A 22,818-nucleotide genomic window follows, 5' to 3' on the forward strand; every position below is an offset into this window, starting at 1 on the left:
GTTGAAGTTCATCGGGGTTGATGGGGAGGGGTGTTGGATGTGGCTGTTTCCGGGGAAGTGTTGAAGCTCGCGAATGTCTGCTTTCGGCCAGAAGCAGACGCTCGAGACGTCTACGAAAGTGGGGACGATTCAGTCACCAGCAGCGGTTTAACTCATTCAGTTGCTACCTTCAGGTGCCTGAGCTAACTTCGGCAACGGTTTCCACCGCCTACTTTGCCTCCCCTTTCTGCGGCTCACTCCAAGGATGAAACATGGCTTACAAATCCAGCACCATTGCGGGCGTGATCCGCCGCTTGAATCGTGACTACTACCTGCCAGCCATCCAACGCCCTTACGTATGGACACCAGAACAGATTGTTCGCTTGTTCGACAGCTTGCTCAAAGGCTATCCGATAAGCTCATTTCTCTTTTGGGACATAGATCCTTCTCAAGCTGAAAAGCTCGACATTTATAAATTTGTTGAAGATTTCAAATTTGGCGACTTCCATAATGAAGAGGCCAGGATCAACGACCAACACCTGACGCTGGTGCTTGATGGACAGCAACGCTTGACCTCTCTGTTGATTGGTTTGCGTGGTAGCTACAAGGTCAAACTCAAAGGAAAGCGCTGGCAAAACCCTGACTCTTGGGTTCGACAAAATCTTTATCTCGATTTGATGAAAGATGCTAGTGACGAGGAAGCTGAATCTGATGTTTCCTACGGCCTATCTTTCTTCACTTCGCTACCAGCGGCTCAAGGAAACACTCACTGGTTTCCTGTCAGTAACATCATGCAGTTTGCGGATAAGGATCAATTTGATGCCTATCTGGAAAAAATGCTGGAGGCCCTAGAGGAGAAAGATGTCAGTCGTGTAGATTGCAGGATAATCGAACGCAATTTGAAAAAACTCTACCATGCCATTTGGGTGGATGAATCCATCGCTTTTTTTACCGAAACAAGTCGCTCTCTGGAGCGGGTTCTGGACATTTTTGTCCGTGCCAATGAAGGCGGCACCAAGCTCAGCAAGTCGGACTTGTTGCTGTCGACTATTACCACGACCTGGGGAGATCTCAATGCCCGAGAAGAAATTTATGGGTTTGTGGATTACTTAAACACTGGTCTGGCCCGAAACAATAACTTCGACAAAGACTGGGTAATGAAAGCCTGTCTGGTACTGTCTGATTTACCAAATGCTTACAAAGTATCCAATTTCACCAAGAAAAATTTAGACCTGATCCGTGATAACTGGGACCGGATAAAAACCGCCTTAGAAATGACTGTGCGCCTAACCAATGACTTCGGAATCGACCGCGAAACACTGACAAGTGCCAATGCTCTATTGCCGATCGCCTATTACTTCTTCCAAACCTCCATGCGTTTCAATTCTACTGAGTCCAGGCAAGTCGAAGCCGTTCGCGCCATGCACCGTTGGCTCCTCAAGGCATTACTGGCCAGTACATTCGGCGGATCGTCCGACGGAACCATCAGTCAATCCCGAAAAATCATTCAGGAAAGCATGGCCACCTCCAATGATTTCCCAGAGCAAGCGCTACTGATCGGCTTACGCCGGCAGAGCCAAATTGATTTCACCGACCCTCGTAGTCTGGACGATCTGCTGTCTCTGACATATCAGGAGTGGACCTGCTTTTTCGCTATTTCCCTGCTTCATCCGGACACCCGCTGGGGGAGCGCACAGTACCATGTCGATCACATCTTTCCTCAAGGCAGCCTGACCAAGACAAAGTTGCTTGGCCAAGGTATTTCCGAGTTAGAGGTAGATGCTTACCTTCATGGCAAGGACCGGTTGAGTAACCTGCAATTGCTGCCTTACCTCGACAACATTGAGAAGTCAGATACACCTTTTGAGGTGTGGCTGGCTGACCGCAACCCGACTTTAATTACTCAGCATTCTATTCCGACAGAGCCGGCGCTGTACAAAATCGAGCGATTCCTGGACTTCCTGGATGCGAGGAATGTTTTACTACGTAAGCGCTATGCTGAAATTCTAGGATTTGGCGAAACATTGCCGGCAGCAAAAACCGCTGAATCAGAGGAAGAATATGAGGTAACTGAGTCAAAAAAGTAGTTTCCTCGTCTCCCCTCGTACCACAGGCCAAGGATGGTTCCACCTTCTCGCACAAGTTAATAGCTGCCGGAGGATTTACCGTAGGCCGCAAAGGAGACGAGCGAAAAATTGCTAGCTTTGAACAAGCACTGGCCTACTTGAGAGCCCAGCCTTCGGCTTACTGGCGCAGGCCCAATCAGAAGGGTAATTGGGGAATCGTCACAGGTGTACGTTGGGTTGATATCGACGAGGAGTGAGGCTACCTAGCTTTTTCATGGGGACTGTCCGCGGAAAAATACGTAAATGTACGAAAGGCGTCGCTATTAGGCTTGCCGTACATCTACCCGAGAACTTCGCACTACTTGCCTAAAAGTACTGATCCCCCCCCCTAGTTCAGTATATGGTTAATGGCTGCTTTTGGCCGGAAGCTGCCCTTCACGAAAGACAGCTTCCGGCCAAAAGAAGACGTTCGATAAAGCTCTTCCATCAGTTAAGAATACTTAATTTATTATCAATCTAGAGAAAGATATTTTGAGAAGCGTACGCGCAGATATCGAGTAATTTTATTAGTTGGTTTATTTGTTTGTTTTGTATTCTACGCTTCCGCGTAGGCTAGAAATGATCGAATATTGCAAATTATTCCCTTTCCTGATGAGGTCTTTGATGCAGTATCATTTTAAACTTTCCTGTTCTGCATCGGATTCGTGCTTTATTATTGCGTTCAAGGCGAGCCACTTTGGGCGTTCTGGAAAAAAAGTACAGACGTCCGACCGAAGAAAATTACATAACACAGAACATGTCTGATTGGGTTGATTTTGTTGAGGGCGAGATTCAATCGCTCTCAGACAAAATTAAGGGGCTCGACGACTCTAATCACGACGTATTGATTAGAAGTACCGTTGAAACCATTAAAAAGCAATGTCATGAGGAAATTTGGCACGAGCTAACTGATCAGTCGCTAAAGATCGCTCAAATCAAACACGCCTTTCCGCCCATAGAAGAAGCTTTTAATAACGCAAGAGCAAGGCTATTGCCTGAAAGCGCGGCTTTAGGAAGGCGTGGGACTGCCAATCTTGTGTTCGGCGTGATAATCACCACTGCGGCACTAGTTGTTCTGTCGTCTTTGGCCTTAAATACTATCGGGCTTGAAGCATATAGACTAGCTGTTCCAAATGGGCTGCTAGACTTAGGTGTGCTTACTCTAATGTTTGTCCCGAAGCTATCGCTAGCTATCTTTGCTCAAGCTTTCTCATTGTTTTTTTGCGGCTTTATAAAGCAGGTTTTTCAGAAATAAAATACTTTCAAAATGAGCTTGCAAATCTAGAAATTAAGTATCTAGGGTTGGTGTTAGCGGTGCTGGCTGACGATGAAGAGGCCGCACGTGAGGCTAGTAAATCGTTACTTGCCGGGGAGCGAAATCATGTATTGTCAAAAGGCCAAGCCACGATCGATCTTGAAAAGTATGAAATTGAGAGTCGTAGTTCATCTGAAGTGATGAAGCTCATACCCAAAATTTTGGAAAAAAAGTCCCGAATGACAATCCTTCTGCGTTCACATTCGGACCTCTGCTTATAACCGCTCTCTACCCGTTACCACGTGCGAGAACCGGCCATGTGGAGCCAATTGCTAGCGCAGATGTGTTATATCCACGCACAAACTGTCTACACCGAGAGGCCATGCAGGGCATACGGAACCATAACCGCGACCATGCCAAGCAAAGCAATATTGTTAGTCTAGGTCTTCAGCCTCAAATATCTCTCTTTGGTCAGTAATCACATCAAGAGCACGATAAAGCATTTTGTGAATTTTCATGTGCTCAACTCGCTTAATTTCACCTCTGGTAACTGCAGCTTGATCAACGTAGCACCAGATATACGTATCCATAGCCCCAGTTTTCACTCCAATAGCACCTATGCGATATAAACAGGAAAGTAAGCTTGACAGAACATCAGATTCCTTAACCCCCTGGCCGTCGTAGTATTTTTTGACTATGGCTACGCATGGATCAGAATTGTCATTATCGTAGAGCGACAACATAACATCTTCCAGCCTTGCATCTTTAATCATCGAACGAGTGAAAGTGGCCTTTAAGCCACGAAGGACTTCCACCGATTCTTCAAAAGATGGGTGAACCTCACCCACTCTTCCTTCAACGATTTCAAACGCTTCTCTGAATATTGCGCTTCAGCCGCAAACAGAGACCTCCAAGATATGCGTTCACGATCAGCCGCGATAGCAAAGCTCTCGTTGACAAACTGCAATATGTCACGAGGGCGCCGCAAGGTGCGTTCAACAATAAACTCCATTGCAGTTTGCCCCCCTCCTTTACGGGCTTTCGGAAATACATCGTCAAAGTTCACCAGCTGCTTAGTATATTGACTCTTGAAAACTTCGTTTATGCGCATCTCTATGAGGCGCGCCAACTCCTTAGGCGACCATCTTAGCTCAAGGAGATATGATTCATATTTCTCTTCTTGAAATCCCGAGTCCCGGGTCATGTCAAATACGAGGACTAGCAAATCCTTCCGCAGTGCTGCTATTATTTTCGTCTGCCGAATGCGCCGAAATGTTTTAATCTCTTCTATTAAGGCGCGGATAAATCGAACCCTAGTTTCTGTGCCCGCCCACTCTTCGTCTAACTGATCAATTAGTATGTAAAATCTTTTCTGAGGGTCATCAAAGGAGTGTTCAGCTAGTAAATCTAAAACCTCGTTGAGTTTACGTATTTGTAAACCGTTAACCACAAGACTGGCGCGCTGCTTGATCTCGACTCTGTCTTCATCAGATAATTTTTTTGCCCCCTCTAACGAAAGAGCGACACCGGCATACTTGGCGCCTATCGAGATTTTTGTATCAGACTCCAGCTTATTTGTTATTATCCGAAGCTGCTCATCTGTGTCTAGCCAGAAGCGATCTCCCCACTCACTGAAGTACTCCAGTGCTTTTTTTTTGGTTATATCCCTACTGAATTTACTGACGAGCCCATCGATAAAGCTTCTACTTTCAAACTCATTTTTTATATCATACCTGAGCTTCAAAAACTCTACTGTCAGTACGTGGCGCCATAACAGCTTATAAAAAAGGTCAAGATTTATATTCAGCGCACAAAAAAATTGAATGATATCGGAGTATTCTAAAAAACGGACAGAAATATCGTTAGGGTCAAGCTTAACAACTTTCTGAGCCATGGATTGAATCTTATAAAGTAAAGCGCTTTTCCCCGATCCAGTACGCCCCAGAATTATTGATTCAGGAGAGTCCACGTCCATCAGCCGGCTCAAATAACCGTTGTCGACGAAACACCGATTCAGTAGTTCAGCGTCGCCCTCCGCATCGAGAGCTCCCACCTTCAAGTTTCGGGTTATTTTCAAGCTTTATCGTCCATTTTAATCCCTTAAAATTTTATAAAACCTGTTTGTGATAGCGGGCGTAGCGGAGCAGACGAAGTCAAGCCATACTCGAGGATATCATTATGCCGGTGCAAGTAAAAAGTTCCGATTTCGCAGGGTCTGCTCGCGGCAAGCTGACGGTTGGCTTTTCTTCAGTTGCACGGATTCATCGGCGATTTTCTGAAACTCATCGGTCCGGATCAGTTTTTCGATGATAGAGGCACTGTCCCGCATGACGTGCCAGTGTATATGCCCCCAGCGGGAAGCGGGACTTAGCCAAAACGGCCAATCAATTGATCATCGCTATCACAATCTCCACATTTTAAGATTTGCTCATCACAGAATTGGCGAATGCGCGCCGAGGATGGTGAGCTGAACCATGTCGTGCCGATCCAACAGCTTGTCGGCATAATGGTAGTGCTATCGAATAACGCAGGCACTTCAGACGCGGCTTTGGGTCGATAAAAGCAACTGGCGAGTGACCGCTTTTGGCCGATTTCCGCCGTTCGTGACGGGCAGCAACCGGCCAGAAACGGACAAGGACTATCATAGGCAGCTTTTTTAGCCCATTTAACATCTACAATCCAGGTCAGTCACCGAGCTGCTTAGTAGCGTCACGCGAAGGACAGCGCTGACGCAAACCATAGTGGCGTACTGGCTTCCAACTACCCAGTCTTTAAGCAGCTTCAACCTTGCGCAGCGGTACTGGCTTTGCTTTGAAACATGGCGGTGTCGGCCTTGAAAATCAAATCGTCCAGAACTTCGCCATCTTCCGGATACCACGCCACCCCTAGGCTGGCGCTGACTGTGAGTTGGCTGTTTTTCCATCGAATGGGCAGGTTGACGGCCTTGCAGATTTCATGGGTGATGCGCTGGATATCACCTCTGTGATGCGCGCCGTCGAGCAGCACTACGAATTCGTCACCCCCCATGCGCGCGGCTATTTCGAACTCGCGAATATTGGATTTGATGGCCGTGGCAACGTGGATCAGGATGGCATCACCTGCCTGATGGCCAAAAATATCATTGATCTGCTTGAAGTGATTCAAGTCGATATAGCATAGGGCCAAATAGTCTCCACTACTCTTTGCGGCCAGAAGTTTCTGACTAGCAAAGGGAATAAAGCTATTGCGATTGGGTAAGCCAGTCAGGCTGTCATAGAAGGCCAGCTTGTGTACTGCCTCCTCGGCGAGTTTGCGCAACTTGATCTCGTTGCGCAGATGGCGTTGGGCATTTAACAGAACCAGAGCGAACATAAGTACAAGCACACAACCAATACTGATCAACACAATGGTCTTACGCAGCCGCTCGACGAGTTGTGGTGGGTTTGGATCGTAAATGAAGTTCTCCAGACTGGCGATATTGTCGACCATACCCAACTCCAGGAAGGTTTCAGCCATACGTTGCCAACGTCCAGGGTTCATATGACCGATCTCTATCAGGTCAGATACCACCAACGGACGCATGGCCTCAGCTTCGAATTGCAAGTGCGCGCGACTTTTCTCCACCGAATACTGATTGAGCAACAGGTCTATGATTTGCTCGGGGTTGTCCATCGCGTAACGCCAGCCGCGCAAGGTAGCGCGGCGGAAGGCCTCGACCCGCTGTGGATTTTCGTCAATCTCTGCCTGGCTGGTGAACAGGATGTCGCTGTAGAAGTCGATCCCGTAGGTGACGGGCGAGATGATGTTGTAATCCACGCCCCGCTCTTGCAGGTAGAAGGGCTCGTTGGTCAGGTACGAGTTGAACGCCGTCACCTTACCGCTGGCTAGATCCCCAATTTCAAAACTGCTGGGTAGCAGTTTTAGTTTTTCGAGAGGTATACCCTCGCTACGGAACATCGCCAGAAAATCAGCATCGGTCTGTGCATCCATCAACATCAGCGGCTTGCTGATCAGGTCGTGCACAGTGCGAATGCCTTGGTCTGTGCGAGCCACGAGCACCGAAGGTGAATGCTGAAAAATCACCGCCAGCGCTACCAAGGGCTTTCCATGCAGGCGTGCGTAGAGCAACTCACTATTGGCTTCGCCGTATTGAGCACGTCCAGAGAGCACTTCTTCGACTGGTGTGACATTGGGGCCACCTTCGTGCAAGCGCACGTCCAGTCCTTCTTCGCGGTAATAGCCCTTATCGATCGCGGCATAGTAGCCCGCGAACTGGAACTGATGTTTCCAACGTAGTTGTACATCAATCACTTGTTTGGCGACATTCTGAAGAGGGCCAGGATCCGCCCACGCAGACTGATCCGAAAGCAGCACTAAACACAGCAGTCGACGCAGCCAGGCCGAGAGAGGTCTTATCGGCGGGCCTTGCGTGTTAGAACAGCAACAGAGGCTGTGCATGATGGTAGTCCGAAAATCGCGCTAATCGCTGAGCATGTGAGGCGTGACCCACCATTGTGACATCGCCCGTACAGGGCCAGCAATCGTGCGCTACGATAATCCAAGCGCAAGTTATCCTTCCTTGCTGCGTGGTTGGCGCATGCTTCCGTAAAACAGGAAGCTATCGGCCAGAAGCTGCCTTCAACGCGTCGCACATTGACCTGTTCGAAGAAAATCTTTAAGTGCCGCCTGATAGAGCGTCAATGGCTGATTACCCGTATTGAAGAGTGCAAACGGAATCATCGTGAGGTGTGAAAACGACGTCGAGTTTATCGAGTAGGTTTTCTGCCTGCAAAAGCGCTGGTCCTTATTCAATATAAAATCAAACTTGAAAAGGTCTGTCCGCGTACACCAACTGGGGATCAAACCCAGACTCAGGCCCGTCAAGTAATCTTGTCCGCAAGCGCCGCCCGATGAGAACTCCGAGATCTTTATTTCTAATGCCGGCAGGCTCGGGGTGGCGAGGTGGGAGCCCTTATCCTGTGCATCGGGAATGACGTTGAGTGTCGCTGCGTATGCGTCCTTGCCGAAGCGACTGTCTTTCCATGGGGAGTTTATTGCGTAACTGAAGCTGGAGATGATTTCTTGTGTTTCGGGTTCAACGGGTTCGTTGATTGTCGGCTGGGACGAATAAGATGTGCAGCTGGAACAGAGTATCGCAATGCTCACAAACACAAATCCGTTGGCTATCAAGCGACGCATACTGAGTGTTCCCTAACTATCAATTAGCCGACATGCCTGTCACTTAATGCCGTCTAGCATCGTAACTACACGCCGGGCGGCTGAATCAGCATAACAGGGCCGTCTGTACGCGCGACATTTCGGGCGAGAGAAAAGGCCGCCGCCGTGCTTTCTTTGCCCCAATCCAGGTTTGCCCGGGGTTAACGCGTTGTGCGTTGCTGGTCGATATGACTTCACCAGACGTGCTTCCAAGGTAAGGCGAATTTTTAGGGTCGAGCATGCCCTCGTAAAACACCGCCATGGTGATGCTTGGCGCGCGATTTTCTGAGAGACTGAGGTTCGGCTATTGCGAAAAGAGAGTCGCGCTTCGGCATCTCTTTCCCTCCTTCAATTTGAACCCTGCTGCGGAACAGGATTTTGCGGCCGTTGGGAGATCCGTTTGCTTAATGTTCCCGAGGACCTGATCGGTGATGACCGCCTGTCTCATGTGCTCAATGCCAGTGAGAGGCTGACCAGTGCGGCCTCGGTGGACGAGGTCGTCGCTGTGTTGAGGGACACCGCGCGCGCTGCGGTAGGCGCGGAGGGCATTGCGGTCGTCATCGAAAATGATGGCTACTGTTCTTATGTAGCCGAAGATGCGGTCTCTCCCCTTTGGCAAGGACAGAGCTTCCTGATTGACCACTGCATTTCTGGTTGGACGATGCGCCACGGTGAGACGGTTGCCATCCGTGACGTTTGGCTCGATCCACGCATCCCGCAGGACGCTTACGCGCCAACCTTTGTCCGAAGCCTCGTGATGGTACCCATCGGTAGACCTGTTCCGTTCTCGGCGCTTGGCGCTTACTGGTCGGAGGTTCGCGATCATGAGCCTGGTACGATCAAATTGTTGGAAAGCCTGGCGCGACTGGCAACGATCGCCATCGAGAATGCGCGTCTGACCCAGGCACGCAATCGCGGGGCAGCGCTAAGGGCCACTCAGCATCGAATCCTGGAGCTGGCTGTAGAAGTCACAAGCCTGAACGTTACGCTGGATGCAATCGTCCGCGAGGTGGAAGCGCTGTCAATGTCGGGCTTCGTGGGGAGCATCGTGCTCCTGGATGAGGCCAGGGATCACGTGGAGCATTGCGCCGGGCCGAGTCTGCCTGATGCTTACACTGACGCGCTCACAGCCATTGCTGTCGCCCCGTTTTTGCACAACCAGACCGCATTGACGGCAGTGGCCGACATCATGATCGACCCACGCTGGAGCGAGTTCCGCGACCTGGCCGTTGGACATGGGCTGTTCGTCTGCTGGTCAGTCCCTATCCGATCGGCGCAGGGCGCACTGCTCGGTGCTTTCGTCCTGTATCACCGTGAGTTGCGTGAGCCATTACCCGCGGATATCGAAATCATCGACTTCGTGGCTCATACGGTCGGACTGATTGTTCACCGTGCACGCACGGATTCCGCGATCCGTTTCAGCGAGTCGAGGTTGCGCCTTGCCGTTGACCACGCCGATGTGGGTTTTTGGGATGTGGATTGGGTTCGTGACACGCTGGTTTGGCCCTCACAAACCAAGGCGATGTTCGGCATCTCGGCCAATGTGACCGTCACGCTCCAGGACTTCTATGATGGTTTGCACCCCGAGGATCGTGATGCGACGATCGACGCCTTCATGGCGGCCGCTGACCCCGAGCGTCGCGCGCTCTACGAGGTCGACTATCGCACGATCGGCCGTGAGGACGGTATCGTCCGCTGGATCGCGGCCAAGGGGCGCGGGGTTTTCAATGCTGCCGGTGTCTGTTTGCGCATCACCGGCACCGCCATCGAAATCACTGCTCGCAAGGCTGCCGAGGAGGAGCTGAGGGAGCTTAACGACACCCTTGAAAGACGCATTGTCCAGGCCATCGCCGAGCGCGAGGAGGTCCAGCAGACGCTGCGCCAGAGCCAGAAGATGGAAGCGATGGGGCAGCTTACCGGCGGCGTTGCACATGATTTCAATAACCTGCTCACGCCCATTGTGGGCACGCTCGATCTGCTCCTGCGACGTGGAGTGGGTGGCGAACGAGAGCAGCGTCTCATCTCGGGGGCGATGCAATCGGCGGAGCGTGCCAAGACGCTGGTGCAGAGACTGCTTGCCTTCGCACGCCGCCAGCCGTTGCAGACGGTTCCGGTCGACGTGGCGAGATTGCTCAGCGATATGGGCGATCTGGTTGCCCGGACGGCCGGACCGAAAATAAAGGTGGTCGTCGATGCTCCAGAGAACCTGCCCGCTGCGATTGCCGATCAAAACCAGCTGGAGATGGCCATTCTCAATCTCTGCGTGAACGCCCGTGACGCGATGACCGGGGGCGGCACCCTGTGCATATCTGCCGGCACAGTGCTGGTCGGCGATGAGCACCGTTCAAAACTGCCGATAGGCGAATACCTGTGTTTAACCGTCGCAGACACGGGCACTGGCATGGACGCCGCCACGCTTGGTCGAGCGGTGGAGCCATTTTTCTCCACAAAGGGGATCGGCAAAGGCACTGGCCTGGGTCTTTCGATGGTGCACGGGCTCGCATCACAATTGAACGGTGCGCTCACGATTCAGAGTACGCAGGGTGCCGGGACGAAAGTGGAGCTGTGGCTGCCGCGCAGCATGACTGTGCCGGCAGTGCCTTTGCACATTGTCGAGGCGACAGAACCGCAATTGACGCGCGGCATCGCGCTGCTGGTCGACGATGAGGAACTGGTACGGGCGAGCACCTGTTACATGCTGGCCGAGCTGGGTTACCGCGTGATCGAGGCCGGGTCAGGCGAAGAGGCCATGCAACTGATTGCCAACGGACAGGCGTTCGATCTGCTGATCACGGACCACCTCATGCCGGGCATCAACGGGACCGATCTGGCCCGGGTGGTCCGCTCCTCAAGGCCTGGAACCGCGATCCTTCTGGTCTCCGGCTATGCCGAGCGTGAGGGCCTTGATCCGGATCTGCCGCGGCTCACAAAGCCGTTTCGCAAAAGCGAGCTTGCAGCATGCCTTGCCCCGTTTCACGGCGAGTGCGGCGACCCGGCGTCTGAAGCTTATGGCTTGGCACCCTGAGCTTCTTGCCATAGCCCCTCTCAACCCACCCCCCAACACCCTTAACAACGACGACACATGAATTCGCACCGTACGAAGAGTTCTATCGCGCACGCCAACTGCGGGACAAGGACGTCGAAGGCGTGGGCCTGGGGCTGCTCACGGGCCTGAAAGTGTGCCTGGTGGAAGACGACCACAACGTGCTGCTCGCCACCCAGGCGCCCAGGATTGGCATTGGCGTGTTATCCGATGACAAAAGCGACGTGTTGACCGCAGACCTGCCAAAAGATGTATAACGACACATTGTAGGAGCGAGCAAGCTCGCTCCTACAGGGCGCGTGGCCGTCAATGCATCTTGCTGTGGTCCATGCCGGTGAGACCACGGGCGGCGGCCTTCACTTCGATCTGTTGTTGCTCGCCCTTGGCGTTTTCCACGGTCAGGGTCAGCGGCACCTGGTCGCCTTCCTTGATCTGGCCGGTCAGGCCCATCAGCATCACGTGGTAGCCGTTCGGGTCGAGGCTGACGGCCTTGCCGGCGGGCAGGGCGACGGATTTCACCGGGCCCATGCGCATCACGTCGTCCTTCATGCTCATTTCATGGATCTGCACGTCCTTGGCCACCGGGGTGGCCACGCTCAGCAATTGGCTGTCGCTGTCGGCGGTGATGACCATGAACGCACCGCTGGCGGGCTGGCCTGGCACGGTGGCGCGTACCCATGCGTCGGTCACGGTTACCTGGGCGCTGGCATGCGCCGCGAAGCCCAGCAGGGTCAGGGCCAGGGTCAGGCGCTTGAGGTGTTGAACGGCAGTCATTAGCAGACCTCCATGACGGTGAGCAGGTCTTCTGCGCACTCTTTAGCGGTAAGGGACGCCTGCAACCCCAGGCGCAGGTTGCCACGTGTGTCGAAGACAAAACTGGTGGCCGTATGGGACAGGGTGTAGGTGTCGCCGGCGGGGATCTTTTCATAAAAAATCCCGAATTCCTTGGCGGCCACGGCGATTTCTTCCGGGGTGCCATACAGCGCTTCGAAGCTCGGGTCGAAGGCCTTGACGTACTTGTCGAGAATCTCGGGCGTGTCGCGTTCCGGGTCCAGGGTGATGAAGATCACCTGCATGATTTCGCCGTCGCGGCCCATCAACTTCTTGGCCTGGGCGGCGCGGGCGAGGGTGGTCGGGCACACCGCCGGGCATTGGGTGAAGCCGAAGAACACCACCGGCATCAGGCCACGGTAGGAACTGAGGGTCACGGTGTCGCCCTCGGTGTTCTTGAGCTTGAAGGTGCGGCCCATGATCTTGTCGCTCAAGTCCTTGCCGTACTTGAAGTTCAACCTGGGGCTGTTGTCACAACCGGCCAGCAGGCCCAGACCCAGCAGACTCATGCCGGTCAGGACCTTGCGGCGGGTAAATAACGTACTCATCAACGGTGCATCCTGTGAATCGCCTGCCTTGCCGTGGAGCTGCGCAGCCGGCTTTGAAAAAGGAGTAACGAGGAGGGCGCCAAGTCTATCAACCCTGATCGACCCGCGTAATGTGCGACGTTCTGCCACAGGGGCGCGCTGTGCTTCATCTCGGTGCGCTTGCGATGGTAGAGTCGCCGCCATGAAATTGAGCCGCCCCGACCGTTCGCTGATCGTCTGGACCCTGTACTTCTGCGTGCTGATGAACTTGTTCGCCTGCGGATTGGGGCATGGGCAGATGATGGGCCTGGCGCTCAATGGCATCGGTGGGCAGTTCTGTTCCGTAGAAGGCGGCGCGCCGATTTCCGACAAAGGGTTGGACAACCCGGCATCTGGCAACATCTCGAACTACTTTGCCTGCCCGGTGTGCAACGCCGTCACTGTCGCACTGGTGTTTTTAATCGGTTTGGCGTGGTTGCTCCGTTTGACCCAAGCGCCACGCCCGGCCCACGAGCAGCGCAACAAGGCGCCACCGCGATACGCCTGGCCGTCGGCCAACCCCCGCGCTTCCCCCGCATCCTGACGCATGCCCCGGGCCTCCTGACACCAGGGGGCGGTCTATCGTCACGATTGCGAGTGCGTTTCATGAACCACCTGTTACCTGCAGGCGCCAGTCGCCTGGTCAGCAAGGCGTCACGCCGCCTGCGCACGGAACCGGCGCTGCCGGACTACCCCAGCAACTCCCGCTGCTTCGTGCACCTCGATGCACGGTTGTTGCCCCATTGGCACACCTTGTTCGATATCTGCCCGGCGCTGCTCAAACTCGACCCACCCGAAGGCCTGAACCTGTTTCGCAGCTTCATGACGTGGGCCTACCGCAATCGCCCGCCGCAGGATTGGACCTATCATCTGAACGTCTGCCGCTGGCTATTGAGTTCGGCATACCGTGGGCAAATTGACGAGCAGCCGATCGAAGCCTTCCTGGCGGCCGCCGCTGCACAGTGGGTGCTGACGGATGAGAGCCCGTCATGTGGCATCGTGCTGGTCTGGCAAGGCTGCCGGGTTTACGACTGGAAAGGCCCACCCATGCCCACTGCCCCGCATCCGGCACCTGCGGTTGGATCCGGTGACTTTGCCTGGAGCCGCCTGACTGTTACCGGCGACGTGGAAGGTTGGCAGCCAGTGAAGTGACCGTAAGTGTCAGTCGCAGGTGGAGGCGTACCTCAATCCTCTTGGTTGAAACCGAAGCCCACCACAGGGCTTCGGCTACAGGCCGGCGTTACGCCGCGATGGGCTTGGCCGATGCCTTTTTATGCGCGGTTTTCATGGCTTCCATCTCTGCGCCCAACTCCTCCAACAGGGCCTTGCCCAAGAGCTTGCGGGCTTGAGGGAACATGTCGGTTTCCTCTTCTTCGATGTGATGCTCAAGCAATTCCTTGACCACTTTGACCCGTCCGGAAAACTCGGTGGTGGAAGGTTCGGTCTGCTTCAGGTCGGGCAACACCAGGGAGTCGACGGTGCGGTGCTCTTCCTTGGCCTCGTGGTACATGATGTCTTGCTCTTTGCCGCCTGCTTTACGAAAGGCGGGGTACAGAATTTCCTCCTCCAGTTTGGTGTGCAGGCTGATCTCTGCTTCCAGCTTGGCCAACAATTCGGTGCGTTTTTTCACGCCCCGTTCAGTGGATTCGCTGAGCTGAGTCAACAGCGATTTAACGCGCTCATGGTCGGCTTTGAGCAGATCGATGGCATTCATGGGTAAACCTCACGGAATTCAGTCGGGCATGTCGACGCGCATGCCTCGTCTCTTCAGTGGTGCATCAGTCATACCAACTGGGAGGGTGTGCAAATACGCCGAGTAATCAATGGGCTAGCCGTGCATGGCAGGCAGGGAGGTCGTGCAGCTTGCATGGTCAGCCCGTTCACGCCTTGCAATATGCCGCTGCGGGCCGGCGCACTCCGGACGTGTGCGTGGCTGCGCAGCACCCTGCGCAAAATTGAAGGGAACCCTCGGGCGGTCTGCTTGACCTAATGACTAGACCTCAGGAGGTGACTCATGCAAATCGAATATATCTGGATCGCATTGGCGGTGATTCTGCTGCTGTTGGAACTGTGGGCGATCAACGTCGTGCTGCGCAGCACCGGTGGCTGGGAGACCAAGGGCTTGTGGTTGGTCATATTGATTTTTGTGCCGTTGTTCGGCTTGATTGCCTGGGCGATGTTCGGGCCAAAACGGGAGATGCCCGATCAGCGTAGAAGCTGAAAAACGCTGTCTTCATTCTGCGGGCGGCACGTTGCGCCCACAGGCAATTGGTCGGTTTAACGCGTGTGGGGAAATTGCTCCGATCACGGAACTATGAGTACCCGGCAGGGTGATGACTTCGGCACATGCCGGCCTGACTTTGTGCAGATAGCCCTTGATGAGCGGCGCAGTGATAATTGTGTCGCCGGTGCCGATGAAGTGTCGCTGAGGAATGGTGGACAAGTGTGGCGCGTTCTTCAAAGGATCCGCGGATCCCCTCAACGGGCTAAGGTTCTTGAGTTGTACCCAGGCGTGGGGATCGAGGTTCCCCGAAATCGTTTGAATGCGGTCGACGTCATCGCGGCGCCCTGCAAGGAGCAACGCGATGGCCGCACCGCCGGAATAGCCGATCAATTCCAATGAAGGTGCCTGGTAACGGCGCTTCAACTGGTCCAGCGCTGCCTGCATGGCGGTGATGATTTGCGGATTGAAACGCGCGTCCGTCCACAGGCTTTTTTCGCAGCGCTCACTCATGATGAACTGACAGGGCCGCGCCAGGTAAACGCCCGGGTGATCGGGCTCCAGTGCCAGCCTGGCGATATCCAGTGCATGAGGTGATGGGTCCAGGCTCGGTTGGGTCGCCGTGGCCCAAGCATGGCCGTCGCCCTCGATGTAGATCGTCAGAGGCTTACCGTAGGGCAGGCCGCTGGGCGTTAGTGTCTGAAGGTCATACAGCGAGGTGTGAATCACGCTGGGCACCGCGCCTTGTGCGGACGCCAATGCTTTGAGCTGTTGTTGAGGCGTTGTACACCCACTCATTGCAGTCAAGGCAGCGCCCATCAGCACGCCGACAATCAACCTTGGCATTTTGTCTGCTCCAAGTAATCAGCCCGCCAGAAGGCGGGCTGATCGTTGCCAGGCTTCTTGATCAGAAGTCGTAGCGAACTTTTGCGGTGAAGGCATCAGCATCGAAGCCGGTTTTCATGAGGCGCTCATAGCTGCCGCCGATGGTCACGGCGCCCAGCTTGTAGTTAGTGCCGATACCCACTTCATAGCTGTTGCGCGTCGGTGTTACACCAGTGGCCACGAAAGAGTTGCCACCGAGTGTGAAGGCCGACGTGGTGCTGGACTTGTCCGCGATCAGGTCATGGTAACCCATCAGCTTGAACTCAGGCTCCAGGGTGCCCTTGCTCAGGTCGAAAGAACCAGCAATGCGCACGCCCGCACCGATCTCACCGACTTCCAGGCGCTGGTCGCCTGTCTTCAGAGCCGCGGACGAGCCTTTTTCGGAGAAGCCGTCAATCGACAGGTTGGTGTAGCGCGCGGTCACACGCGGTTCCACTACCAGGTTGTGGTCGAAGTGGAAGCCATAACCGCCCATCACGTTCAGGCCGATCATGTCACTGTCGTAACTGCCTTTGGCGGTGGTGCCGGCGATGTAGCGCTTGGAGTCGTTTTTGCCGAATCCGTAAGACAGCCCGCCGTCCACGAAGTAGCTGCCTTCGGTCCAGGTGCCATAGGCAGTGACGGTGTTGTTTTCAACGTCGGTCTTGTTGCCGCTGTCGGAATCGACGTTGGTCTTCACGTAGCTGTACGCCAAGCCCAGCACAGTGTTGTCGTTGAGCTTGTGGTCGGCGCCCAGTGCGAAACCACGGGAGTTGGCATCGTAGCCATCCACACCGGAGCGCATGTCCTGGTTGGCCTGGCTCGAGAGGATCTGGAACCATGCGCCGGTACCTGTCAGCAGGTCGCCCGAGGATTCACCCGCACGCAGGCCGGTGGCACGGCTGCTGATTGCATTGTTGACAAGGCTGATACTGGAATTAGCCGCCGAAGCTGCGCCGCCGTTGACTTCCGGTGTCAACTGCTTGGCCACGTTGGCGATAGCCTGGGCATCCGAGCCCGCCGCGATCAACGCCTTGAGCACCGGGTCGTTGGGGTTGCTGTTGCCCAATAGCTGGGCAATCGACATGAACGACTTGGTGGCCGCTTGTGTGTTCGCATTGCCTCCGCCGTTCTGGATCACGGTGCCCGTCTCGTCGCTGCCGACACTGGCGACGTTCACGTTCAGCTTTCCGTTCGCCAGGGTGGTGCTGTTGACCGTCAGCAGCGAAGAGCTGCTCTTGATTACCACGTCTGGGGCGATGTTCAAGGTCGAAGCATCGATCAAGTCATAAGTGGCGCCGCCCTTGGCGAAGTCGGAGCCCTTGGCGTTGATCACCACGGTCGAGCCGCTGGCCAGGTTGGCCTCGCCGGTTACGTTCAGTACCGGGGTGTCAGGCTGGGTGTCGATGCTCAGGGGCAGGCCCAGAGTGCCGCCCGACGCCAGGTTGAAGTCACCGTTCAGGGTGGTGTGGGCCGCGGCGAGGGTCAGGGTCGCGCCATCGTTGATGCGCAGGTTGTTCGAGCCAATCACTGCAGCATTGATCAACCCGTTGCCTTTGACGGTAGTCAGGTCGATGCCGTCGATGTTGCCGATGATTTGCGACAGGCCGATATTGCCGGCTTCGCCGATGTTCAGGTCGACGCGACCATCGCCGCCTTTGATGGCGTAGTTGCCACCTTCGATGATGCCGTCATCGGCATTGATTTGCAGGCGGGTGGTCTCAACCGGTGCCAGGTTGTAGATGCTTTCGTTCATCGTGAACTGATCAAGGTCAATGCCGATATCGCCACCGCGAATAATGCCGGTGTTGGTAATGCCTTTGACCGGGTTGGTGAAGTTCACGCCGTCGACCAGAATGCCGCGGCCGTTGGCGCCGGTGCCTTCAATTTCACCGGCATTGTCGAGGCTTTGGATTGAGGTGTGGAAGCCGTCATCGGCCCGCGTGCTGTCCAGGTCCAACCCGACGCCTTCGCCGGCAATGCGGCCGTCATTTTGGACCACACCGCCAAACGCTGCGCCTGACAGATGCAAGCCGGTGGATCCTGCACCGGTGGCTTCAATCACCGCACCCTGCTTGTTGAAGAAGGAGCCGGCAAACACCTGGCCTGGGAAATCCTGATGTGTCAGCTCAATGGTCAGTGCGCTGGAGTTGACCCCGGAAGCAGTGACAGTGGTCTGGTTGATGACATCGCCGTGGTAATAGTTGGCGCCGTCGTCAGCACCTCGGTCGCCAAATACGTTATCGAGCAGGTGCAGACCAATCGAATCCTCACCGCTGGCTGTTGCCGGTGTTGAAATGGTGTAGTCACGGTCGAAGGCCTGGTTCTCGACAACGGTGCCATTCGTGGCGCAGGCGGCGGAGGTATAAGCGACCGATACGGCAACTGCCAGCAGGCTCTGCTTGAGGTACATGTCATTCCTTAAATTCAAAACGCTACATCGATTAATAGCGAGGGCGATGCCGCTGGCTGCTAACCCATGTGCGTTCCCTCGCTCAAGCGGCGGCGAATGTACAGGTATGCATCAAGTTATGTCAATTTGATATCAATCTACACGCAAAGGCTCTATATCAATGTTCTTGCTGATACAAAACAGGCGCCCGTTGGGCGCCTGTGATTGTTTTAGATTGGGTTTCAACCCGCCAATGCCTTGGCAATCGCCTCGTTGAACGCCGGTAAATCATCCGGCGTTCTTGAGGTGATCAACGTCCAGCCATTGGCGTCACACTGCTTCACCTCGGCATCGACCCAGCCGGCAGCGCCGGCGTTTTCCAGGTCGAGGCGCACGCTTTTATAGGAGGTGAGGGTCTTGCCTTCAACCACCCCAGCATTGATCAAAGCCCAAGGTCCATGACAGATCGCCGCGACCGTTTTACCCGCCTCGACGAAGTCCTTGATCAACCCCAGGGCGGCCGTATCCAGACGCAGGGTATCGGCATTCACCGTCCCTCCCGGGATGACCAGTGCATCGAAATCACTCGCGCTAAGCGCGGCCAGCTTGGCGTTGGATTCTACGGTGCGGTCCTTTTCAGTGTCGCCGACGAAGGTTTGCACGGTACCGCCTTCGCTGGCGCCGTGGGTAACGCGCGCGCCAAAGCCACGCAGCGCCTCCAGCGGCTTGAGCAACTCATCGCGCTCAATGCCGGTGTTGGAGGTGATGATCAGGATGTTCTTGCCGTTGAGTGACGCACCCATGGTCGAGGGCCTCCTTGAATAGCGAGTGGATTACTGGTTGTACTTGGCTTGCAGTGCCTTGGCTTTTTCCAGGTGAGCCTTGAGGGTTGGCAGCGTTTTGGTGGCGAACGCTTTCAGCTCGGTGTTATCCGAAGACGCGGCTTCTTTCTCGAACAGCTCCACGGTTTTCTCGTGAGCGGCGACCTGATTATTGGCGTAGGACTTATCGAAGGATTCTTCGCGAATTTCCAGGATGGCTTTCTTCGCCTTGTCAGTCAGGTCAGCATCATCCGGCACTTCGATGTCGAGTTTTTTCGCCAGGGCGACCAGTTCTTCGTTGGCTTTGGTGTGGTCAGTGACCATGTGTTGAGCGAATGCCTTCACGTCGGCTGAGGCGCTTTTTTCCAAGGCCAACTTGCCGATCGCCACCTCGGTAATACCGCCTTGGGCGGCTTCGTCGACAAAGTCATTGGAGGTGGCGGCCATTGCGGTGGAAATAGAACCGGCAACCAGTGCAAACGTCAGGCCCATCTGTTTCATCAACTGATTAGTCATGGTGTAGCTCCTTGGGAGTGATGTGATGCCTTACCCCAGTGTTGAGCTACCCCGTTCGCCAAAGGTTTAAATTAATTCGTGATTTTTTCCCCAACGGTGCTGGCGGCGATTTACCTTGAACTATCGAATTCGGGTGGGCTCTTCTGCATGACTGCCCGCCTTTTTGCGGGCGCCGTGTTTTCTGGAGATAACCCATGAGCGATCACAAAACCGACGACAAGACTCCCGAGCCGATCAGCTCGGAAGACGCGCAGAAGGGCAATGAGCAACCTGCCAAAGGCCAGACGCTCGAGCCGGCGAATCCCGACACCAAGACCATCGATAAGGTCGTCACCCCAACGTCTACCAAGGACCTCGAGCGCAAGACTGACGCGATCAATGAGCAGGCCGCCAAGGCTGAGCGCAAGTTGGGTCAATGAGCCCAGCGTGCACCTGTCTCGAAGAGGTTTACCGGGCCCAAAAAACGCAAAAAAGTAAAAAGAGTTGTCCACGAAAACCGTGGGTATCTCTGTGGATAACTTTGCGAGACCCCGGTGGGTATGGCGATTTAACCAAAGGTTAATATTTGATCAACCGCCAGCGCGGGCCAGCATGGGCAGGGTTTGCGCTTGACACGCAAGCGCGAACCCAGTGCCGAAAAGTGTTTTACGAGTCGCCGACACGGCCTGTGGAGTGCGTCACAACCCGAGTCGGCATCGTTGCTTGCATGAGCGTTTCCAGTGCCTGCCCGTAATTGCGACCGCCCAGGCTCATGCTGTTGTTGTGGCTGGCACCCGGCACCAACAACAGGCGCTTGGGCTCTTGGGCGGCTTCAAACAATTGCTGGCTGAAACGCGGCGGCACGTAGCGGTCGTCCAGGCCATGCACCACCAGCAGCGGCATATGGATGTCGGCAATCTTGTCGATGGAATCGAATTTCTGCGACAGCAGCCAGCGTACCGGCAACGAGGTGTTGGCCACCGCTGTAGCCACATCCGCCAGAGAGGTAAAGGTGGACTCGATCACCAACCCTCGCACTGGCAACGGTGTCTGTTTGCCGAGCTCGGCAGCCAGGTCGATGGCCACTGCGCCACCCAGGGAATGCCCGTAGATCAGGCGCTTGCTTGGGGCGGGTTGCAGTTGCTGGAAACGCTCCCACGCGATTCGAGCGTCTTCGTAAACGGTCGCTTCCGAAGGCAGCTCGCCGTGGCTCTTGCCAAAGCCGCGATAGTCTATGGCCAGTACCGAATAACCCAGGGCGTGCAACTGCTCGATGCGGAACAACTGCCCGGTGAGGTTCCAGCGCACGCCGTGCAGGTAGAGGATCGCGGGTGCGTCTTTTTTGTCCGCCGGGTACCACCAACCATGGATGTTCTGCCCCGACTTGAAACTGGCGGGCTTGAGTTCGAATTCCTGCACCGCCTTGGGCAAGCCGCTGTACCAGCTCGCTGTGCCCGGTTCGATGCGAAATACCAGTTCGCGCTCCTTGTGTTGCAGCAGGGCGCAACCCGCCGGCAGACCGACGATCAGCACGGCCATGCACAGCATGGGCAACCAACGCAGGCGCAGGCGCGACAGAAAACGTGAAGACATGAAGGTTCCTGAGCAAAGGTGAAGCAAGGTTTTTACCAGATGGGGCATGCCGTCAGGAATTAAAACGACCGCCGTCCCCGGTGATTGCTTGCAAAGTGTTACAGCATTGAACAACCCGTGCAGGGGTTGTTAGGGTAGGCGGCTGAACAGGAGAGCAAGCATATGGATTTCACGGGCAAGACAGCTATTGTCACCGGCGGTGCGCGCGGGTTGGGGCTCAGCTATGCACGGGCGCTGGCCCAGGCGGGTGCGAGGGTAGTCATCAGCGATATCGGCGCTGACAGTGCCGGCGCGGGCAGCGATGCTTCGGTGGCACAGTTGGCGGCGCACGCGTTGCAATCCGAGGGATTGACGGTGATTGGCCATGGCGGCGACCTGTCCACCAGCGAAGGGTGCCAGCAATTGATAGCACACACGCTGGAGGCTTTTGGTCAGCTCGATATCCTCATCCATAACGCCGGGTGGGTGGGTTATCAGCGCATCGAGGACCTCGACACCCTGTTCCTGCAACGCGCCATGGACATCAACCTGTACGCGCCGCTGTGGTTATGCAAACACGCCTGGCCGCACCTGCTGCGCTCATCCGCGCCGCGTATCATCCTGACCACGTCTGACCGCGCCATGTACACCCGGTATGAACAGGCCGGCCTGGTGGCCTACAGCGCCGGCAAGATGGCGCAACTGGGGATCATGAACGCGCTGAGCCACGAAGGCGCCGAGGCCGGGATTCTGGTGAATGCCGTCTCGCCGGTGGCCAAGACCCGCATGTGGGGCGTGACTGAAGAGCCTGACGAGCTCAAGCCCGACTGGGTAACACCGGGTGTGGTGTTTCTGGCTTCGGCGCAGTGCCAGGACACCGGCTATATCCTGCGTGCCAGCAATGGCCAATTCACTGCTACCCGCTTCACCGAAAACCCCGGCGTCGACTACCCACGCAACCTGGCGCGGATCAAGGCCGACACTGCGCAAGCAGTCGCAGCCGCCTGGGACAGCATCAAACAAGCGTAACCCCCTACTCGAGAACACCCGCCAATGGACAACAGCCCCGTTCGCATCACCGCCGAAGAAACCCTCTCGGACAACTGGTACCTGCTGAAAAAATACAGCTTCGACCTGCGCCGCCGCGACGGCAGCTGGCAAGCTCAGACCCGCGAGGTATATGACCGCGGCAATGGCGCGACCATCCTGCTCTACAACCGCGAACAGCGAACGGTGCTGCTGATTCGCCAGTTCCGCATGCCCACATTCGTCAATGACTACCACGGCTACCTGATCGAAGCCGCCGCCGGTTTGCTGGACGACGCGAGCCCCGAAGAGCGCATTCGCCTGGAGGCCGAGGAAGAGACCGGCTACCGCGTAGGGCATGTCGAGAAGATCTATGCGGCGTTCATGAGCCCGGGGTCGGTGACGGAGCGAATTCACTTTTTTATCGGTGAGTATCAGCCGGGGGATCGGGT

21 protein-coding genes and 1 pseudogene are annotated in these 22,818 nt (G+C 55.3%); 10 read left to right on the top strand and 12 right to left on the bottom strand.

What is annotated here, in order from left to right:
- Positions 1-251: 251 nt before the first annotated feature.
- The gene (locus CQ041_RS25630; RefSeq protein ID WP_105525256.1) at positions 252-2,066 is read left to right on the top strand and encodes a DUF262 domain-containing protein; all 1,815 of its coding nucleotides are present in this window, start codon (positions 252-254) and stop codon (positions 2,064-2,066) included.
- Between the two features lie 715 nt (positions 2,067-2,781).
- Positions 2,782-3,339 carry a hypothetical protein gene (locus tag CQ041_RS25635; RefSeq protein WP_105525197.1) on the top strand — a complete coding sequence of 186 codons (558 nt, stop codon included), beginning with the start codon at positions 2,782-2,784 and terminating at the stop codon, positions 3,337-3,339.
- 434 nt (positions 3,340-3,773) lie between these two features.
- Here the strand turns inward: CQ041_RS25635 and CQ041_RS26680 are convergent, their stop codons facing one another.
- From CQ041_RS26680 to CQ041_RS25650, 4 genes are all read right to left on the bottom strand, one after another.
- Entirely contained in the window at positions 3,774-4,154 is a 381-nt protein-coding gene (locus CQ041_RS26680) for a hypothetical protein (protein WP_256586875.1), read from the bottom strand.
- Positions 4,133-5,416 (bottom strand): P-loop ATPase, Sll1717 family, encoded by a 1,284-nt coding sequence (locus CQ041_RS25640; protein ID WP_256586876.1) that lies wholly within the window; start codon positions 5,414-5,416, stop codon positions 4,133-4,135. The genes CQ041_RS26680 and CQ041_RS25640 overlap by 22 nt, the downstream gene beginning before the upstream one ends.
- Positions 5,417-6,120: 704 nt before the next feature.
- Positions 6,121-7,776, bottom strand: coding sequence for a GGDEF domain-containing protein (locus CQ041_RS25645; RefSeq protein ID WP_105525196.1), 1,656 nt, complete (start codon positions 7,774-7,776; stop codon positions 6,121-6,123).
- Positions 7,777-7,956: 180 nt separating this feature from the next.
- Positions 7,957-8,517, bottom strand: coding sequence for a hypothetical protein (locus CQ041_RS25650; protein WP_105525195.1), 561 nt, complete (start codon positions 8,515-8,517; stop codon positions 7,957-7,959).
- A 679-nt stretch (positions 8,518-9,196) separates the two neighbouring features.
- Between CQ041_RS25650 and CQ041_RS25660 the strand changes: the two genes are divergently transcribed.
- Together CQ041_RS25660 and CQ041_RS26335 are read left to right on the top strand one after the other, a co-directional pair.
- Positions 9,197-11,560, top strand: a complete 2,364-nt coding sequence (locus CQ041_RS25660; RefSeq protein ID WP_105525193.1) for an ATP-binding protein — start codon at positions 9,197-9,199, stop codon at positions 11,558-11,560.
- 71 nt (positions 11,561-11,631) lie between these two features.
- A pseudogene (locus tag CQ041_RS26335) lies at positions 11,632-11,817 on the top strand (hybrid sensor histidine kinase/response regulator); the annotation flags it as partial.
- A 67-nt stretch (positions 11,818-11,884) separates the two neighbouring features.
- Here CQ041_RS26335 and CQ041_RS25665 read toward each other — a convergent pair.
- Both CQ041_RS25665 and CQ041_RS25670 read right to left on the bottom strand, forming a co-directional pair.
- A complete protein-coding gene (locus CQ041_RS25665; protein ID WP_105525192.1) occupies positions 11,885-12,352 on the bottom strand; it encodes a copper chaperone PCu(A)C in 468 nt (155 codons plus the stop codon).
- On the bottom strand, positions 12,352-12,957 hold the full coding sequence (locus CQ041_RS25670) for an SCO family protein (RefSeq protein ID WP_003174593.1): 606 nt from the start codon (positions 12,955-12,957) through the stop codon (positions 12,352-12,354). Before CQ041_RS25670 ends, CQ041_RS25665 begins: the two co-directional genes overlap by 1 nt.
- Before the next feature lie 181 nt (positions 12,958-13,138).
- Here CQ041_RS25670 and CQ041_RS25675 point away from each other — a divergent pair, with 181 nt between their 5' ends.
- On the top strand, positions 13,139-13,519 hold the full coding sequence (locus CQ041_RS25675; RefSeq protein ID WP_105525191.1) for a DUF2946 domain-containing protein: 381 nt from the start codon (positions 13,139-13,141) through the stop codon (positions 13,517-13,519).
- 62 nt (positions 13,520-13,581) lie between these two features.
- Positions 13,582-14,127, top strand: a complete 546-nt coding sequence (locus CQ041_RS25680; protein ID WP_105525190.1) for a putative natural product biosynthesis protein — start codon at positions 13,582-13,584, stop codon at positions 14,125-14,127.
- 88 nt (positions 14,128-14,215) lie between these two features.
- Here CQ041_RS25680 and CQ041_RS25685 read toward each other — a convergent pair whose 3' ends face one another.
- Complete coding sequence (locus CQ041_RS25685; RefSeq protein WP_105525189.1) at positions 14,216-14,689, bottom strand: hemerythrin domain-containing protein; 474 nt, start codon at positions 14,687-14,689, stop codon at positions 14,216-14,218.
- Between the two features lie 300 nt (positions 14,690-14,989).
- Here CQ041_RS25685 and CQ041_RS25690 point away from each other — a divergent pair, with 300 nt between their 5' ends.
- On the top strand, positions 14,990-15,196 hold the full coding sequence (locus CQ041_RS25690) for a PLDc N-terminal domain-containing protein (RefSeq protein WP_105525188.1): 207 nt from the start codon (positions 14,990-14,992) through the stop codon (positions 15,194-15,196).
- A gap of 12 nt (positions 15,197-15,208) precedes the next feature.
- Here the strand turns inward: CQ041_RS25690 and CQ041_RS25695 are convergent, their stop codons facing one another.
- The 4 genes from CQ041_RS25695 to CQ041_RS25710 all read right to left on the bottom strand — a co-directional run bounded on the left by CQ041_RS25695 (position 15,209) and on the right by CQ041_RS25710 (position 19,789).
- Positions 15,209-16,042 carry an alpha/beta hydrolase gene (locus CQ041_RS25695; protein ID WP_105525187.1) on the bottom strand — a complete coding sequence of 278 codons (834 nt, stop codon included), beginning with the start codon at positions 16,040-16,042 and terminating at the stop codon, positions 15,209-15,211.
- A 61-nt stretch (positions 16,043-16,103) separates the two neighbouring features.
- On the bottom strand, positions 16,104-18,473 hold the full coding sequence (locus CQ041_RS25700; protein ID WP_105525186.1) for an autotransporter outer membrane beta-barrel domain-containing protein: 2,370 nt from the start codon (positions 18,471-18,473) through the stop codon (positions 16,104-16,106).
- A gap of 221 nt (positions 18,474-18,694) precedes the next feature.
- Positions 18,695-19,255 (bottom strand): type 1 glutamine amidotransferase domain-containing protein, encoded by a 561-nt coding sequence (locus tag CQ041_RS25705; protein WP_105525185.1) that lies wholly within the window; start codon positions 19,253-19,255, stop codon positions 18,695-18,697.
- Positions 19,256-19,285: 30 nt separating this feature from the next.
- Positions 19,286-19,789 carry a DUF4142 domain-containing protein gene (locus tag CQ041_RS25710; RefSeq protein ID WP_105525184.1) on the bottom strand — a complete coding sequence of 168 codons (504 nt, stop codon included), beginning with the start codon at positions 19,787-19,789 and terminating at the stop codon, positions 19,286-19,288.
- A gap of 194 nt (positions 19,790-19,983) precedes the next feature.
- On the opposite strand from CQ041_RS25710, the gene CQ041_RS25715 reads away from it, so the two are divergent.
- Positions 19,984-20,208: a hypothetical protein gene (locus CQ041_RS25715; RefSeq protein WP_105525183.1), complete on the top strand. Its 225-nt coding sequence runs from the start codon at positions 19,984-19,986 to the stop codon at positions 20,206-20,208.
- 226 nt (positions 20,209-20,434) lie between these two features.
- Here CQ041_RS25715 and CQ041_RS25720 read toward each other — a convergent pair whose 3' ends face one another.
- Entirely contained in the window at positions 20,435-21,361 is a 927-nt protein-coding gene (locus CQ041_RS25720) for an alpha/beta hydrolase (RefSeq protein WP_105525182.1), read from the bottom strand.
- A 162-nt stretch (positions 21,362-21,523) separates the two neighbouring features.
- Between CQ041_RS25720 and CQ041_RS25725 the strand changes: the two genes are divergently transcribed.
- Both CQ041_RS25725 and CQ041_RS25730 read left to right on the top strand, forming a co-directional pair.
- Complete coding sequence (locus CQ041_RS25725; RefSeq protein ID WP_105525181.1) at positions 21,524-22,369, top strand: SDR family NAD(P)-dependent oxidoreductase; 846 nt, start codon at positions 21,524-21,526, stop codon at positions 22,367-22,369.
- Positions 22,370-22,393: 24 nt separating this feature from the next.
- The coding region (locus CQ041_RS25730) for an NUDIX domain-containing protein (RefSeq protein WP_105649063.1) at positions 22,394-22,818 on the top strand (425 nt) is incomplete at its 3' end.

This window comes from Pseudomonas sp. MYb60 (assembly GCF_002979555.1).
Classification (GTDB): Bacteria; Pseudomonadota; Gammaproteobacteria; order Pseudomonadales; family Pseudomonadaceae; genus Aquipseudomonas.

Excerpts from the sequence above, each read along its gene's own strand:
- CQ041_RS25725 (WP_105525181.1), top strand. The coding sequence starts at position 21,524 with ATGGATTTCACGGGCAAGACAGCTATTGTCACCGGCGGTGCGCGCGGG.
- CQ041_RS25670 (WP_003174593.1), bottom strand. The coding sequence starts at position 12,957 with ATGAGTACGTTATTTACCCGCCGCAAGGTCCTGACCGGCATGAGTCTG.
- CQ041_RS25650 (WP_105525195.1), bottom strand. The coding sequence starts at position 8,517 with ATGCGTCGCTTGATAGCCAACGGATTTGTGTTTGTGAGCATTGCGATA.
- CQ041_RS25690 (WP_105525188.1), top strand. The coding sequence starts at position 14,990 with ATGCAAATCGAATATATCTGGATCGCATTGGCGGTGATTCTGCTGCTG.
- CQ041_RS25720 (WP_105525182.1), bottom strand. The coding sequence starts at position 21,361 with ATGTCTTCACGTTTTCTGTCGCGCCTGCGCCTGCGTTGGTTGCCCATG.
- CQ041_RS25705 (WP_105525185.1), bottom strand. The coding sequence starts at position 19,255 with ATGGGTGCGTCACTCAACGGCAAGAACATCCTGATCATCACCTCCAAC.
- CQ041_RS25710 (WP_105525184.1), bottom strand. The coding sequence starts at position 19,789 with ATGACTAATCAGTTGATGAAACAGATGGGCCTGACGTTTGCACTGGTT.
- CQ041_RS25675 (WP_105525191.1), top strand. The coding sequence starts at position 13,139 with ATGAAATTGAGCCGCCCCGACCGTTCGCTGATCGTCTGGACCCTGTAC.
- CQ041_RS25700 (WP_105525186.1), bottom strand. The coding sequence starts at position 18,473 with ATGTACCTCAAGCAGAGCCTGCTGGCAGTTGCCGTATCGGTCGCTTAT.
- CQ041_RS25680 (WP_105525190.1), top strand. The coding sequence starts at position 13,582 with ATGAACCACCTGTTACCTGCAGGCGCCAGTCGCCTGGTCAGCAAGGCG.
- CQ041_RS25685 (WP_105525189.1), bottom strand. The coding sequence starts at position 14,689 with ATGAATGCCATCGATCTGCTCAAAGCCGACCATGAGCGCGTTAAATCG.
- CQ041_RS25715 (WP_105525183.1), top strand. The coding sequence starts at position 19,984 with ATGAGCGATCACAAAACCGACGACAAGACTCCCGAGCCGATCAGCTCG.
- CQ041_RS25660 (WP_105525193.1), top strand. The coding sequence starts at position 9,197 with ATGCGCCACGGTGAGACGGTTGCCATCCGTGACGTTTGGCTCGATCCA.
- CQ041_RS25645 (WP_105525196.1), bottom strand. The coding sequence starts at position 7,776 with ATGCACAGCCTCTGTTGCTGTTCTAACACGCAAGGCCCGCCGATAAGA.
- CQ041_RS25695 (WP_105525187.1), bottom strand. The coding sequence starts at position 16,042 with ATGCCAAGGTTGATTGTCGGCGTGCTGATGGGCGCTGCCTTGACTGCA.
- CQ041_RS25630 (WP_105525256.1), top strand. The coding sequence starts at position 252 with ATGGCTTACAAATCCAGCACCATTGCGGGCGTGATCCGCCGCTTGAAT.
- CQ041_RS25665 (WP_105525192.1), bottom strand. The coding sequence starts at position 12,352 with ATGACTGCCGTTCAACACCTCAAGCGCCTGACCCTGGCCCTGACCCTG.